The organism is Luteimonas rhizosphaerae (assembly GCF_002849595.1).
GTDB lineage: Bacteria > Pseudomonadota > Gammaproteobacteria > Xanthomonadales > Xanthomonadaceae > Luteimonas > Luteimonas cellulosilyticus.
Genome location: NZ_NRQR01000018.1, coordinates 65,354 through 78,992 on the forward strand (window position 1 = coordinate 65,354; position 13,639 = coordinate 78,992).

General features: G+C 70.1%; 13 protein-coding genes and 1 pseudogene. 7 read left to right on the plus strand and 7 right to left on the minus strand.

Annotated elements, in window-relative coordinates; translation table 11 throughout:
• Positions 1 to 72: 72 nt before the first annotated feature.
• Positions 73 to 357, minus strand: a complete 285-nt coding sequence (locus CJ022_RS08815) for a DUF4031 domain-containing protein (RefSeq protein WP_101926288.1) — start codon at positions 355 to 357, stop codon at positions 73 to 75.
• Between the two features lie 273 nt (positions 358 to 630).
• On the opposite strand from CJ022_RS08815, the gene CJ022_RS08820 reads away from it, so the two are divergent.
• Both CJ022_RS08820 and CJ022_RS08825 read left to right on the plus strand, forming a co-directional pair.
• Entirely contained in the window at positions 631 to 1,764 is a 1,134-nt protein-coding gene (locus CJ022_RS08820; protein WP_233198664.1) for an OprO/OprP family phosphate-selective porin, read from the plus strand.
• Positions 1,765 to 1,906: 142 nt separating this feature from the next.
• On the plus strand, positions 1,907 to 3,877 hold the full coding sequence (locus CJ022_RS08825) for a BCCT family transporter (protein WP_101926289.1): 1,971 nt from the start codon (positions 1,907 to 1,909) through the stop codon (positions 3,875 to 3,877).
• Positions 3,878 to 4,063: 186 nt separating this feature from the next.
• Here CJ022_RS08825 and CJ022_RS08830 read toward each other — a convergent pair whose 3' ends face one another.
• The 4 genes from CJ022_RS08830 to CJ022_RS08845 form a co-directional block, all read right to left on the minus strand.
• Positions 4,064 to 4,624: a DUF3016 domain-containing protein gene (locus tag CJ022_RS08830; protein WP_101926290.1), complete on the minus strand. Its 561-nt coding sequence runs from the start codon at positions 4,622 to 4,624 to the stop codon at positions 4,064 to 4,066.
• A gap of 102 nt (positions 4,625 to 4,726) precedes the next feature.
• Positions 4,727 to 6,166: a hypothetical protein gene (locus CJ022_RS08835; protein ID WP_143703925.1), complete on the minus strand. Its 1,440-nt coding sequence runs from the start codon at positions 6,164 to 6,166 to the stop codon at positions 4,727 to 4,729.
• Positions 6,163 to 7,074, minus strand: coding sequence for an ABC transporter ATP-binding protein (locus CJ022_RS08840; protein WP_101926292.1), 912 nt, complete (start codon positions 7,072 to 7,074; stop codon positions 6,163 to 6,165). Before CJ022_RS08840 ends, CJ022_RS08835 begins: the two co-directional genes overlap by 4 nt.
• Entirely contained in the window at positions 7,071 to 7,460 is a 390-nt protein-coding gene (locus tag CJ022_RS08845) for a GntR family transcriptional regulator (RefSeq protein WP_101926293.1), read from the minus strand. The genes CJ022_RS08840 and CJ022_RS08845 overlap by 4 nt, the downstream gene beginning before the upstream one ends.
• A gap of 140 nt (positions 7,461 to 7,600) precedes the next feature.
• Here CJ022_RS08845 and CJ022_RS08850 point away from each other — a divergent pair, with 140 nt between their 5' ends.
• The 3 genes from CJ022_RS08850 to CJ022_RS08860 all read left to right on the plus strand — a co-directional run bounded on the left by CJ022_RS08850 (position 7,601) and on the right by CJ022_RS08860 (position 10,089).
• The gene (locus tag CJ022_RS08850; protein WP_101926404.1) at positions 7,601 to 8,257 is read left to right on the plus strand and encodes a murein L,D-transpeptidase catalytic domain family protein; all 657 of its coding nucleotides are present in this window, start codon (positions 7,601 to 7,603) and stop codon (positions 8,255 to 8,257) included.
• Positions 8,258 to 8,424: 167 nt separating this feature from the next.
• Positions 8,425 to 9,366: a L,D-transpeptidase family protein gene (locus CJ022_RS08855; RefSeq protein WP_101926405.1), complete on the plus strand. Its 942-nt coding sequence runs from the start codon at positions 8,425 to 8,427 to the stop codon at positions 9,364 to 9,366.
• A 6-nt stretch (positions 9,367 to 9,372) separates the two neighbouring features.
• Positions 9,373 to 10,089: a M23 family metallopeptidase gene (locus CJ022_RS08860; RefSeq protein ID WP_101926294.1), complete on the plus strand. Its 717-nt coding sequence runs from the start codon at positions 9,373 to 9,375 to the stop codon at positions 10,087 to 10,089.
• 196 nt (positions 10,090 to 10,285) lie between these two features.
• On the opposite strand, the gene CJ022_RS08865 is transcribed toward CJ022_RS08860, so the two are convergent.
• Together CJ022_RS08865 and CJ022_RS08870 are read right to left on the minus strand one after the other, a co-directional pair.
• Complete coding sequence (locus CJ022_RS08865; RefSeq protein WP_199171478.1) at positions 10,286 to 10,864, minus strand: fasciclin domain-containing protein; 579 nt, start codon at positions 10,862 to 10,864, stop codon at positions 10,286 to 10,288.
• A gap of 230 nt (positions 10,865 to 11,094) precedes the next feature.
• Positions 11,095 to 11,727 carry an arylesterase gene (locus CJ022_RS08870; RefSeq protein ID WP_199171463.1) on the minus strand — a complete coding sequence of 211 codons (633 nt, stop codon included), beginning with the start codon at positions 11,725 to 11,727 and terminating at the stop codon, positions 11,095 to 11,097.
• A 97-nt stretch (positions 11,728 to 11,824) separates the two neighbouring features.
• Between CJ022_RS08870 and CJ022_RS08875 the strand changes: the two genes are divergently transcribed.
• Together CJ022_RS08875 and CJ022_RS17470 are read left to right on the plus strand one after the other, a co-directional pair.
• Positions 11,825 to 12,541 carry an ABC transporter ATP-binding protein gene (locus CJ022_RS08875; protein WP_101926295.1) on the plus strand — a complete coding sequence of 239 codons (717 nt, stop codon included), beginning with the start codon at positions 11,825 to 11,827 and terminating at the stop codon, positions 12,539 to 12,541.
• 839 nt (positions 12,542 to 13,380) lie between these two features.
• A pseudogene (locus CJ022_RS17470) lies at positions 13,381 to 13,629 on the plus strand (FtsX-like permease family protein); the annotation flags it as partial.
• Positions 13,630 to 13,639 lie beyond the last annotated feature (10 nt).

Consider the following 13,639-nt stretch of genomic DNA (forward strand, 5'->3'; position numbering starts at 1 on the left):
GGGGAATCGGCAGGCGAACGGGAAGCGGCAAGGATACCGCCGACCTCGCCACGCCCGCACGCGCAGCGTCGGTCAGGGCGCCTCGCCGCGGCCTTGGCGCTTGGCTTGGGCGATCACCGCGCGGACCCGGGCGCGGTCGGTATGGCGCGAGATGGCCACTGCGCCGAGCGCGATCGCACGCAGGCGCGTCGCCGCATCGACGTCGTAATGCGCGCCGCTGGTCTTGTTCTGGAAGGCGCGCCGCGGAATGCCCAGGCGGCCGGCGAAGGCGTGCAGTTCGTCCAGCGTGTCGGCGAGCAGGTGCGCCCAGCGGTCGCCGCGCCAGGGGTGGACCGCATCGTCGACATAGACCGCCATCGTAGGCTCCGCGCGCCGGCTCGATCGCCGCCCGACATGATAGGGGCGATGCCGTCGGCGCCGCGCGGATGCGCGCAATCGGCACGCGATCCGCGGGTCTGGAGAATCTCGCCAAAATGCGTCGGGAATCCCGGTGCGACGCGTCGAACGCCGGTTTTCGCCGGGGAAATCCGCGTGTTTGGAAACTCCCGATTTTGGGTCGGTGTTGGAATTCCGTTAGCATGGCCGGCTGAATTCAATAATCGAACCTGTTTCGGGGAGGGCTGACCGATCGTGAATGTGCGTGGTTTCCAGTGGGTGTTGGGAAGTGTGTTGCTGTGTCTGGCGCCGGTCGTGGCCGCGGACGACCCGTCGCAGGACGGCGGACCGCAGGACGACGCGCCGAGCTTCGATCTCGGCGGCGCGGTGCGCTTCAACTACGGCTGGCTCGATTACGGGCCCACCAGCGGCCTGCAACCGGAACTCGTGCGCATCGACGCGACCGGCAGCGCCGGACCGGCGTTCTTCTCGCTGCAATACCGCTGGTACGACGGTTTCGATGCCGTGCACCACGCCTGGGCCGGCTGGACGCTCGGCGACGAACGCGACGGTGTCGACAGCGACATCCGCGCGGGCATCCAGCAGGTGCCGTTCGGCCTGCTGCCCTACGCGTCGCACAGTTTCTGGTTCGGGTCCGGCTATTACCTCGGCATCGAGGACGATTACGACCTGGGCCTGGTCTGGCAGCGCGGCGACGACACGCACCAGTGGCATGCCGGCGTGTTCTTCGGCGACGAATACGGCACCGGTGCGAACTTCGACCGCTATTCGTTCGACGTGGCGACGACCGACGATCTGCCCTACCGCGAGCGCGAACGCGCGATCGTCCGCTACGAGCACAGCCGAGACTGGAACGGCGCGCAGGTCGCCGTCGGCGCGTCGGGCTTCACCGGTCGCGTCGAGAACCGCATCGACGGCCGCACCTTCGATCACACCGGCGCCGCGCTGCACGCGCAGTGGGCGCGAGGCCAGACCACGGTGCAGGCGCAGTGGGCCCGCTACCGCTACGACATCCCGGAATCGCGCATCGCGCTGTCGGCGTTCCAGTCGCCGTTCGAGATCGCCGCCGAAGCCGACGTGCCGACGCTCAACGTCGCCTACGAGCTGCCGCGCAGCGGCTGGTTCGACACGGTGACCTGCTACAACAATCTCAGCGCGACGCTGCCGGTCGGCGACGATCCGGGCCTGCGCGACTCGGTGCAGAACGTCACCGGCTGCAGCTTCGGCAAGGGCGCCATGCTGACCTATGTCGACTGGATCGCCGGCAAGAACATGTGGTTCGCGGGCGGGCCGGGCATCGGCGTCCGCGATCCGGACAACCAGGGCTGGCATTCGCGCCTGAACGTCAACATCGGCTTCTACTTCTGATCGCAGCGTCCGGGCGCGTGCGCCCGGACGTCGCCGTACGCCCGTACGATCCCGCGATCGTGGCGGCGTGCTTCACCCGGACGTGTCCGGCCCCGGCGCAGGCTCTGCGCTTGCGCCGCACGTCCCGACACGAGGAACCACCATGAACGAGCCTTCGTCGCGCCCGGCCGCGACTCCCGCGCCGGTGCCGCCCGAGACCTGGCATTCCCGCATCCTCGGACCGGTCTTCTATCCGTCGGCGCTGATCATCCTGGTGCTGGTGGCGCTGGCCTTCATCGCGCCGGCCGCGTCGGAATCCGCGTTCAATGCGGCCAAGCTGTGGGTCGCCAACGACGCGGGCTGGTTCACCATCCTCACCGTCGCCGGCTTCCTGGTGTTCATCGTCGGCATGGCGGTCAGCAGCTTCGGCCGGCTGAAACTCGGCCCCGACCACAGCACGCCCGACTACAGCTACCCGACCTGGTTCGCGATGCTGTTCGCGGCCGGCATGGGCATCGGCCTGATGTTCTTCGGCGTCGCCGAGCCGATCATGCACTTCTCGGATCCGCCGGTCGGCGACGCGGAAACCGTGACCGCCGCGCGCCAGGCGATGCGCATCACCTTCTTCCACTGGGGCGTGCACGCGTGGGCCATCTACGCGGTGGTCACGCTGTCGCTGGCGTACTTTTCGTACCGCCACGGCCTGCCGCTGCGCATCCGCTCGTCGCTGTATCCGCTGATCGGCGACCGCATCCACGGGCCGATCGGCCATGCCGTGGACACCTTCGCGGTACTCGGCACGATCTTCGGTCTGGCGACGTCGCTGGGCCTGGGCGTGATCCAGATCAATTCGGGGCTCAACTACCTGTTCGACGTCACCGTCAGCACGACGACGCAGGTGATCCTGATCGCGGCCATCACCCTGGTGGCGACGGGGTCGGTGTTCACCGGACTCGATCGCGGCGTGCGCCGGCTGTCGGAACTGAACATGGTGCTGGCGGTCGCGCTGTTGGCCTTCGTGCTGGTCATGGGCCCGACCGTCCACCTGCTGCAGGCGTTCGTGCAGAACACCGGCATGTACATCTCCAGCGTGTTCGCGATGACGTTCAACCTCTATGCCTACGAGCCGAGCGGCACGTGGCTGGGCGGCTGGACGCTGTTCTACTGGGGCTGGTGGATCGCGTGGTCGCCGATCCGCGAGTTCGTCGTCGGCGTGCTGCTGGTGCCGCTGGGCTTCACCTTCCTGTGGATGACGATCTACGGCAACAGCGCGCTGTACCAGGTCATGGTCGAAGGCTCGACCGGTCTGGTGGCCGCGGTGTCGGCCGACAGTTCGGTAGCGATCTTCCAGTTCCTCGAGGCGTATCCGCTGTCGACCATCACCTCGGCGATCGCGACGCTGCTGGTGGTCATCTTCTTCGTGACCTCGGCCGACTCCGGCGCGCTGGTCATCGACATGCTGTCCTCGAAGGGCGAGGAGGAGTCGCCGGTATGGCAGCGGATCTTCTGGGCGCTGCTGGTCGGTTCGATCGCGATCGCGCTGCTGATCGCGGGTGGGCTCGAAGCGCTGCAGGCGGGCACGATCGCCAGCGCCTTGCCGTTCACCGTCATCATGATCCTGATGTGCTGGGGCATGGTGCGGGCGATGCGGCTGGAAGTCGTCAAGCGCAACAGCATGCGCGACGCACGCATCGCGCCGGTGGGCATCGGCGGCGGCGACTGGAAGCTGCGCCTGCGTGCGCTCTCGCACAATCCGTCGCAGAAGGAAGTGCTGGCGTTCCTGTCGGGCCAAGTGAAGCCGGCGCTCGAGGATGTCGCCGCGGAGCTGCGCAAGCAGCACCTCGAGGTGCGCGTCGAATCGGGCGAGGACGGCCGGGTCTGGGTCGAAGTCGGCCACGGCGAGGAGATGGACTTCTTCTACTCGGTGCGCCCGATCCCGTACGAGCCGCCGACCTTCATGCTCGACGACCCGCGTCGCAAGCGTCGCGACGACGAACGTTACTTCCGCGCCGAGGTGCATCTGCGCGAAGGCGGGCAGGACTACGACGTCATGGGCTGGCGCCAGGACGAGCTGATCCACGACGTGCTCGACCAGTACCAGCGCCACATGCACTTCCTCAACGTGGTGCGCTGAGCGCCGCATTCCGGGATGGGACCGCACCAGGCCGCGCACTGCGCGGCCTGGTGCGTTGTGGGGGGGGCGGATGCCGGCCGCGCCAATTCAGGGCTAGTGACGGCATGCAGATAGCGACCGCGCTGGAGAGCACCATGAAAAAGGCCGCGCATCAGCGCGGCCTTTCTTCGAGGGGACGCGTCGCCCTCAGTTGCGGGCGACGGTCTCGCGCAGCTCGCGTCGCAGCCAGTCGTCGATCAACTGCTTCTCGAAGCGCAGTGCGTCGCTGCGCATCGCCGTGCCGCGACTCAGGAATCCCATGTCGCGCAGTTCGCGGCTGCCTTCGGCGACCACGGTGCCGTCCGCGTCGCGCAGCACGAAGTCCAGGTCGATACGCGGCGGGTAGTGGTCCTTGACGATCCGCACATGGTCGTAGCGCGCGCTGCGCCCCGGCTCGTACATGCCGGCGCGGCGGATGTCGCGGATGGTCACGTCCATCGTGCTGCCGGGCGGCAACTCGCGCTCGGCGCGCTCGCGCACGTGCTGCGCCAGCTGCTCGACCCAGTCGCCGCGCTGGGCTTCCCAGCGGTTGCCACTGAGGCGGATGTCGGAGAACGCGGCCGGATCGGTCCAGTGCACCAGCACCGGGCTGTCGTCGGACAGGCTGCGCGGCAGGCCGGGATCGGTGACGTCGTTGCCGGCAAGGGCGGGCATCGCGAGCGCACTGAGCGCAGCGGCAAGCAGCAGGGGCAGGGAACGGCGGTTCATTGCGGAAACTCCCTCGGTGCGGGCGACCCGCACTGGCGTTGGTGGACAGGCCTGCAGCATGCGCCCGGCGGGCTTAACCGGCCATCAAAATCTCGGAGCGGTTCAGGGCAGCAAGAAGGCGTGGGGGCGGTCGCGGTACCGGCGTAACGGGCTGCGCGCTGCCACGAGATACGCCGCCGTCAGCAGCGTCCAGATGAGCCCCCAGACGACCGCGTGTTGCGCCATGGGACCGCGGAGCAACGTCATGCCCAACGTAGCGCTGGTCGCGAGAATCAATGGCAGCATCATGAGGAACATGCGGGTCGAGGCGACGCTCCGGTCGGCCAGCGCGGATACGCACATCAGTACGCTCCCCGCACCCACGCCGGCCAGCATAGCCAGCAGGTGGGCGGCATAGGGCCAGGGCATCTGCCGCAGCCAGATCAGCAGGCCCAGCCCCGCGAGCGCGAACAGCATCAACTGGCCGAGCCGCACGGCGACGCGACGCAGCAGTCGCGTGGATGCCGTCGCGGCATCACCCAGGCCCGGCAGCAGCGCGAGCTCGGCGAATTCGGCGGACATCCGGTTGCGCTGCCGCTCCAGGCGCATCGCCAGCGTCCAGCCACCCCCGAGAAGTCCCACGACGCCGCCGAGCAGCAACGCGTCGCGCAACAACGGCGTCTCGCCCTGGAATGGAATCGCGATGACCGCGATGACGAGTGCCGCGACGATTGCCCACTGCTTGGCAGCGGCCCGGGGTGCGACATATCCCATCGACCCCGCCAGCAGCGCGTCGATCGCTTGGCCGGGGGCGTGGGGGCCGGCACGCGTCGGGCGCGGCATCGGCGCGAGCCAGCCTTCGTACATGCGGGGAAGCGCGGACGCCGCGCCGGCCTCGGAGTCGGTCCAGACGACGATACCCCCGGGCGCCTGCAGCATCACCGGGCGACGCCAGGCGGGAATCGCCTCCGTGTCCGGGCCTCGCAGCAGGCTGCGCCAGCACGCCGTCAGGACCAGGAGGCCGACCACAGCGCCAGCGAGCATTTCCGCAGAGCCCAGCGGAGGCAGGTACAGAGATGCCCACTGCCAGGCGCCGGGTGCCATCAGCAGAAGCACAGCCGCGGGCCACGGCAACAACGCGAACAGCAGTCCACCGAGCACGCCGAGCGCGGGTGCGCCGAGCGCGACAGGGACCGGCACTTCGAGCGTGAGCAAGACGAGGCCAGGCAGGAGCACGGTGAGGGCGAGACCACAGGCCAGCGCCTGCCGGACGGCGCTGGCGATGCCGGGCGCCTGCACGCCGGCAGCGTCGCGCTGCAGCAGTAACAGACGCGCCAGCCATCCGGCCCACAGCGAGAAGTTGGCGATCGCGGCAAAGAAGCCGAGCCCCAACGTTCGCGCACCGTCGCCCGGCACGAAGACGCCAAGCAGGGCGGCCGCGACCAGCAGCGTGAGATAGACCGCGAGCATCCAGTTCCGGTGCCGCCGCGTTGTCGCCACCCGCATCGCGGCGAACGCGGCATGCAGGCCGGCGTGTCGTTGGATCGGCATAACCGCGTTCATGCCGACACCTCGATGAAGAGATCCTCCAGTGGCAGCGCCTCGGCACGCACGCTGGGCACTTGCAACAGGTCGGGCCAGGGCGCGTCCTCGCCGCGCAGCACGGTGATCGACAGACCGCCATAGGGATGTGGACGGCGCGCGACCTCGCCGGGCACGTCCTCGCGCAACTGCGTGGCAACGGCTTCGGGCACGTGCAGTCGCAGGTTGCGTTCCTTGAGGCTGTCGAGCTCGCTGTGCAGCAGCAGTTGGCCTTCGTGCAGGAACGCGACGTGCGAGGCGACGCGTTCGAGGTCGGACACGATGTGAGTCGAGAACAGCACCGTGGTACCGGACTCGCCGGCGCGCGAGGCGATCTCGCGCAGCAGCTCGCGGCGGCCGACGGGATCGAGCGCCGAGGCGGGTTCGTCGAGCACCAGCAGTTCGGGTCGGGGCGCGAGCGCGCGCAGGATCGCGACGCGCTGACGCTCGCCGGGCGAGAGTTTCGCCAGCACGCGGTTGCGCGGCAGCTGCCAGCGTTCGAGCGTGGCGTCGACGTAGGCGGCGTCCCAGCTCGGGTAGAAACGCCCAATGAAGTCCAGCATCTCTCCGATCTGCAGCCACGCCATCGCCTCGGGCTGTTGCGGCACGTAGCCGAGCCGCTGCTTGATCGCGTCGCTCATGCGCAGCGCGGGCATACCCCAGACGGCGGCGTGGCCGGCATCGGGTTCGATCAGGCCGAGCATCGTGCGGATCAGCGTGCTCTTGCCGGCGCCGTTGCGCCCGATCAGGCCGAGCACGGCGCCCGGTTCGATCGCCAGCGACACGCCGCGCAACACGCTGCGGTGGTCGTACTGCTTGATCACGTCTTCGGCGGCCAGTGGCGCCGTCGTGTCGACGACGGGCAGGGGGCGATCGAGCATCGCGTTCATTGCGGATCCTCCGTGAGTCGGGTCTTGAGGCGGTCGAGCAACGTGCCGACCGGCAGTTCGAGTTCGCGCGCCTGGCGTGCGAGCGCGTCGAGTGCGGGATCGATCAGAATCCATCGCGCGGCGAGATCGGGCGGCGCGGTGAGATCGGCGACGACCATGCCCTTGCCGCGCAGCCGCAGCAGCACGCCCTCTGCTTCGAGCTGGCTATAGGCCTTGGACACCGTCATCGGATTGATCGCATGCAGCCCGGCCACATCGCGCACCGAGGGCAGAGCTTCGCCGGGTCGCAGCACGCCGCCCGCAACCAACCGCCGGATCTGGCCGGTGATCTGCCGGTACAGCGGCTCGACGGCGTTGGGCTGGATCGACAGCAGGCTTGCGTCCATGTGTATCAATACAACAATACACATAGGCGGGTGTCAAGCAGCGGAGTTGCGAAGTTTCAATGGCCCGGCTGATCCAGACGCTCGCATCGGCGGATGCGCGGCAAACGACGCGTCGAAGTGACGGCTAAGCTATGCGGCGCATGCACCACGTTCTCGCCTCACTGTTGCTGGTCCTCTCGATACTGGCGTCGTCGTCGCTGCAGGCGGACGACGTGCTCGAGCGTCTGTCGGCTGCGGCGCCCGCGCTCGACCGCAAGGTGCTGGCGCTCGCGCTCGACGCCCGGGCCTGCGCGGCGCGCCGGCATGACGTCGGGCGCCGGCTCGCGGTGATCGACTATTCGCAGCCGTCGACCGATGTCCGGCTGTGGGTGTTCGATGTGCCCGATACGCGGCTGCTGCACGCCGAGCACGTCGCCCACGGGCGAGGCAGTGGCGACAACGTGCCGACGGTATTTTCGGACACCGAGGGCAGTTACCAGTCGAGTCTCGGCCTGTTCCGCATGAGCGAGACTTATGTCGGCGGCAACGGTTATTCGCTGCGGATGGACGGGCTCGAGCCCGGCCTCAACGCGCGGGCACGGGAGCGGTTGATCGTCATGCACGGTGCCGATTACGTGGATCCGGCGCAGGGGCGTCGCCAGGGCCGCCTGGGCCGGAGCTGGGGCTGTCCGGCGGTGCGCAGCGAGGTGGCGCAGGCGGTCATCGACGATCTCAAGGACGGGCAGCTGCTGTTCGCCTACGCCGACGATCCGTCGCTGCGGCGCGAGTCCCGGTTCCTGCACTGTCCCGCCGACTGAACGCGCGCGGCGCGGCTTCACGCGTCGGGCGCAGCGCCAGCCGGCACGATGGCGCCCTCTCCGTTGCAGGAACGTCCATGCGCCAGACCCCGTCCGCCTCCGTGCGGCAACCCGCGTCCGTCCGTCCGCTGTCCTGGCTCGTCGCCGGCGCCCTGGCCGTGGCCTGCATGCCGTGGCAGCTGCACGCGCAGGAGGCCGAAGCCGCCGCAGACGCGGGGACCGACGCCGCCCTGTCCGCGGACCATGTCAACGACGCGGCCTTCGATGCCGGCGACGCCGCGCTGTTGCGCGCGCAGGTGCTGCTGGACCGGGCGCACTTCTCGCCGGGCGAGATCGATGCCGGCGCCGGCAGCAACACCACGCGCGCCATCGCCGGCTTCCAGCGCAGCCGCGACCTCGCGGCGAGCGGCGAACTCGACGCCGCCACCTGGGCCGCACTGACCGACGGCGCACCCGCGGCGCTGGTGACGCACACGCTGACGGCCGAAGACGTCGCCGGCCCGTACCGGGCGCTGCCCGCGGACATGATGGAAAAATCCGAACTCGACGCGCTCGGCTTCGAGACCCTCGAGGAGGCGCTGGGCGAGCGTTTCCACATGTCGCCCGCGCTGCTGGCGCGGCTCAATCCCGGTGTCGCGCTCGAGGCCGGTGTGCGCCTGGTGGTGCCGAACGTCGCCGACGTGCCGGCGCTGGCCAAGGCCGCGCAGGTCGTCGTCGACGAGAGCGATGCGGTGCTGCGCCTGCTCGACGACGCCGGCAAGGTCTACGCGCAGTTCCCGGCGTCCACCGGCAGCGAGCACGATCCCCTGCCGGTCGGCGACTGGACGATCGAAGGCGTCGCTACCGACCCGACTTTCCACTACAACCCCGAGCTGTTCTGGGACGCCGATCCGGACCACGCCAAGGCCGCACTGCCGGCCGGCCCGAACAACCCGGTCGGCGTGGTGTGGATCGATCTTTCGAAACCGCATTACGGCATCCATGGCACGCCCGAGCCGGCGAACGTCGGCAAGACCGAGTCGCACGGCTGCATCCGGCTGACCAACTGGAGCGCCCGCCGCGTGGCCGACGCCGTCGGTCCCGGCACCGTGGCGCTGCTGCAGGACTGACCGCGGATGCGTGCGCTGGCGTGGCTCGGCGGCGTGATCGTGCTGCTGGTGCTGGCGAACGTCGCCGGCTGGTGGTGGCGGAGCGGCCGGCTTGCCGAAGTGCCGGCGCCGGTGGTGTCCGCGCCGACGCCCGCGGCGGCCCCGGATGCGGGCGCGGCCCGGCCTGCATCCACACCGCCCGCGGCGGTCACGCTCCCCGAGCGTATCGAGCCGCCACCGCCGCCGGCGCTACCGACGCCGACGCCTGCGGTCATGTCGACGCCATCGTCCGCGCCGGCGGGCGCCCTGCTCGTGCCGGTCCAGGGCGTGCCGTTCGCCGCGCTCGCCGACACCTTCGATGACGCGCGTGGCAGCGAACGTCGGCACGAAGCGCTCGACATCATGGCCCCGGCCGGCACACCGGTCGTGGCGATCGCCGACGGCACGATCGAGAAACTCTTCGACAGCGAGCGCGGCGGCCTGACGATCTACCAGTTCGAACCGAGCGGACGCTTCGCCTACTACTACGCGCATCTGCAGGCGTATGCGCCGGGCCTCGCCGAGGGCGCGCAGGTGCGCCAGGGCGACGTGCTCGGCACCGTCGGCAGCACCGGCAACGCGGATCCGGCGGCGCCGCATCTGCATTTCGCCATCTTCCGGCTGACGCCGGAGAAGCAGTGGTGGACCGGCGAACCGGTCAATCCCTATCCGTTGCTGCGCGATGCGCAGCCGCCGGCGCGGTGATGTCCACGCGCTGACATCGTTGTGCGAGCGGGCGAGCGCGCGCGAGCGTGCGTGCAGTGCACGATGCGCCGCGTTGCAAGCGCAAAAAAAAGGAGGCGGCCCAGGGGCCGCCTCCCGCACGTGCGCGAACCAGACGAGGAGTCCGCGCGCGAATCGCCGCGACCGGCGCCGCCCGCAGGCGACGCCGGCGGTGCGGTTACGGCATCAGCACGGTGTCGATGACGTGGATCACGCCGTTGCTCTGGCGCACGTCGGCGGTGGTCACGGTCGCCACGCCACCCTTGGCGTCGGTCAGCGTCACGACGCCGCCGTCGGCCTTGGCCGTCAGCTGCGCGCCTTCGACCGTGGTCAGCATCGCGCTGCCGCCACCGGCTTCGATCTGCTGCGTCAGCGCCGCGGCGTCGACGTTGCCCGGGACCACGTGATAGGTCAGCACCTTGGTCAGGTCGTCCTTCATTTCCGGCTTGAGCAGGCCGTCGACGGTGCCCGCCGGCAGCTTCTCGAACGCGGCGTTGGTCGGCGCGAACACGGTGAACGGGCCCGGGCCCTTCAGCGTGTCGACGAGGCCGGCCGCTTCGACGGCGGCGACGAGCGTGGTGTGCTCGTTGGAGGTCGCGGCATTGGTGACGATGTCGCGGTCGGCGAACATCGGCGCGCCGCCGACCATCGGGTTGTCGGCCTGGGCGCTGGCGTCGGCTTCGGTGGACGTCGCGGCATCGGTCTCGACCGGCGCCAGCGGCGCGGTCGCCGGGGCATCGGCGGCCGGCGTCGTCATCGCGGTGTCGTCGGTCGTGTCGTTCTGGCAGGCGGTCAGTGCGAGCGAGGCCAGCAGCGTGGCGGTGAGCAGATTGAGCTTCATGTCGGATCCCTGTGTGCGTCCGGAGACGGTGGGTGAACCCCGACGCGGATGCGCCGGGCTACAGGGACTTACGCCGCGCGGCGCCGTGTGGATGCATCACGCGGAACTAACGAAATCGCTGCCGGCGCCGCGCGGCCCGTGCCGGCTCAGTCGAGCAGCGGCCGCAGCGCCGGCCACACGTGATCGAGGATCACGGGCTGCGCGGCGATCGTGGGATGCAAGTTGTCGTCCTGGAAGTTGGCCCGGTCCTCGGCGACCGGCTCCAGCAGGAACGGCAGCAGCGCCGTGTCGAACAGCGCCGACAGGTCGCGGTAATTGCGCTCGAAGCCCGCGGTGTATTCGGCCCCGAGGTTCGGCGGCATGCGCATGCCGACCAGCAGCACCTTCGCGCCGACGTGCTGCGACGCGCCGATCATCCGCGCCAGGTTGCGGCGGGCATCGGCCAGCGGCAGGCCGCGCAGACCGTCGTTGGCGCCGAGGGCGATGACCACGACCTCGGGCCGTTCGCGCACCACGGCCTCGGCGATCCGCGACGCCCCGCCGGCACTGGTTTCGCCGGAGATGCTCGCATTGACCACGCGCCAGCCCGGCGCCTCGCCCTGCAAGCGTTGCTGCAGCAGCGCGACCCAGCCCTGGCTGGCGGCCATGCCGTAGCCCGCCGACAGCGAGTCGCCCATGACCAGCACCGTCCGCGCGTCGGCGCCTGCGGACGCGGATGGCGTCTGCGCCTGCGCGGCGAACGCACACAGCAGCAGCACCGAACCGATGGCACATTGCATGGCGGCGCCGAAGGCCCCATACCGGACGCGCTTAATCATCATTTAAACCCTGTCTTCGAAGATGGCTGCCATCAGCGCAGGCGCACAAAGGAACATCATGGCCGATTCAAACCCAGCGCAGGCTGAAACCCGCCACGCGCTTCTCGTGGACGGGCTGGGCAAGCGCGTGGCGCTGCCGTCGGGCGATCTGACGATCCTGCAGGACGTCGCCTTCCACATCGGCCACGGCGATACGGTCGCGATCGTCGGCGCATCGGGCTCGGGCAAGAGCACGCTGCTGTCGCTGCTCGCCGGTCTGGACACGCCGAGTGCCGGCAGCGTGGTGCTCGACGGCGCGCCGATCTCGACGCTCGACGAGGACGGTCGCGCCAGGGTGCGCGGCGAGAAGGTCGGCTTCGTGTTCCAGAGCTTCCAGCTGCTGCCGTCACTCAACGCGCTGGAGAACGTGATGCTGCCGCTGGAGCTGCGCGGCGATGCCGACGTCGAAGGCCCGGCGCGCGAGGTCCTGGCCCGCGTGGGCCTCGGCGAGCGCCTGCACCATTACCCGCGGCAGCTGTCGGGTGGCGAGCAGCAGCGCGTCGCGCTGGCGCGCGCGTTCGTGACCCGGCCGTCGCTGCTGTTCGCCGACGAGCCGACCGGCAACCTCGACACCGCGACCGGGCAGGCGATCATCGAGCTGCTGTTCGCACTCAATGCCGACGCGGGCACCACGCTGGTGCTGGTGACCCATGACGATCACCTGGCCGCGCGTTGCCAGCGTCGCCTGCGCATCGACAGCGGCCGCCTGGTCGCCGACGAGGCGATGACCGCATGACGCTGCCCGGCTCCAAGGTCGCGGCGATGGCGTGGCGCCAGTTGCGCCGCGATTTCGCCGCCGGCGACATCCGCATCCTGTTCGCCGCGCTGGTGCTGGCCGTGGTCGCGGTGACCGCGGTCGGCTTCGTCACCGACCGCGCCGAGCGCGCGCTGGCGATCGAAGCCAACCGCTTGCTCGGCGGCGACGCGGTCGTGCGCGGCGACGCACCGATCGAGGGCGTGATCCGCGAGGCGGCCGCGTCGCCGGGCCTGCAGCAGGCCGACACCGTCGAACTCGACAGCATGATCCGCGTCGGCACCGGCGACACCGCGAACCTGCGCCTCGGCGACGTGCGCGCGCTGGGCGACGGCTTCCCGTTGCGCGGCACCTTCCGCATCGTCGGCGCCGATGGTGTGGAGCGTGACGCCGCCGCCGTGCCGGAGACCGGCACGCTGTGGATGAGCCGCGCCGGCGCCGACACGCTCGGCGCGTCGATCGGCGACGAGGTCGGCATCGGCAGCCGCACGTTCCGCCTGACCGCGCTGGTGGTGACCGAGCCCGATGCGTCGATCGATTACTTCAATGTCGCGCCGAAGGTGTTCCTGCCGCTGTCCGAACTCGAATCGACCGGCCTGGTGCAGCTCGGCAGCCGCATCCGCTACCGCCTGGTCATCGCCGGCGACGCGACCGCGGTCGACGCGTTCGCCGGCACCGCGCGCGCGAACCTCGGCCGCGGCCAGCGGATCGAAACCATCACCGATGCGCGGCCGGAAGTGCGCTCGTCGCTCGACCGCGCCGGCCGGTTCCTCGGCCTCGCCGCGCTGGTGTCGGTAATCCTCGCCGCGGTCGCGGTCGCGATGGCGGCGCGCCAGCACAGCGAACGGCATCTGTCTTCGGTCGCGGTGATGCGCTGTCTCGGCGCGCAGCAGCGCACGCTGGTCGGCATCCATGTCGGCGAGCTGCTGCTGCTCGGCCTGATCGCGTGCACGCTGGGCGTGGCGCTCGCGTTCGGCCTGCAGTGGGGCGTCGGTGCATGGCTGGAGGCCGAACTCGGCCTGTCGATCCCGTCGGCCGGCTGGTTGCCGGCGCTGCAGGGGTACGGCGTCGGCCTCGTCG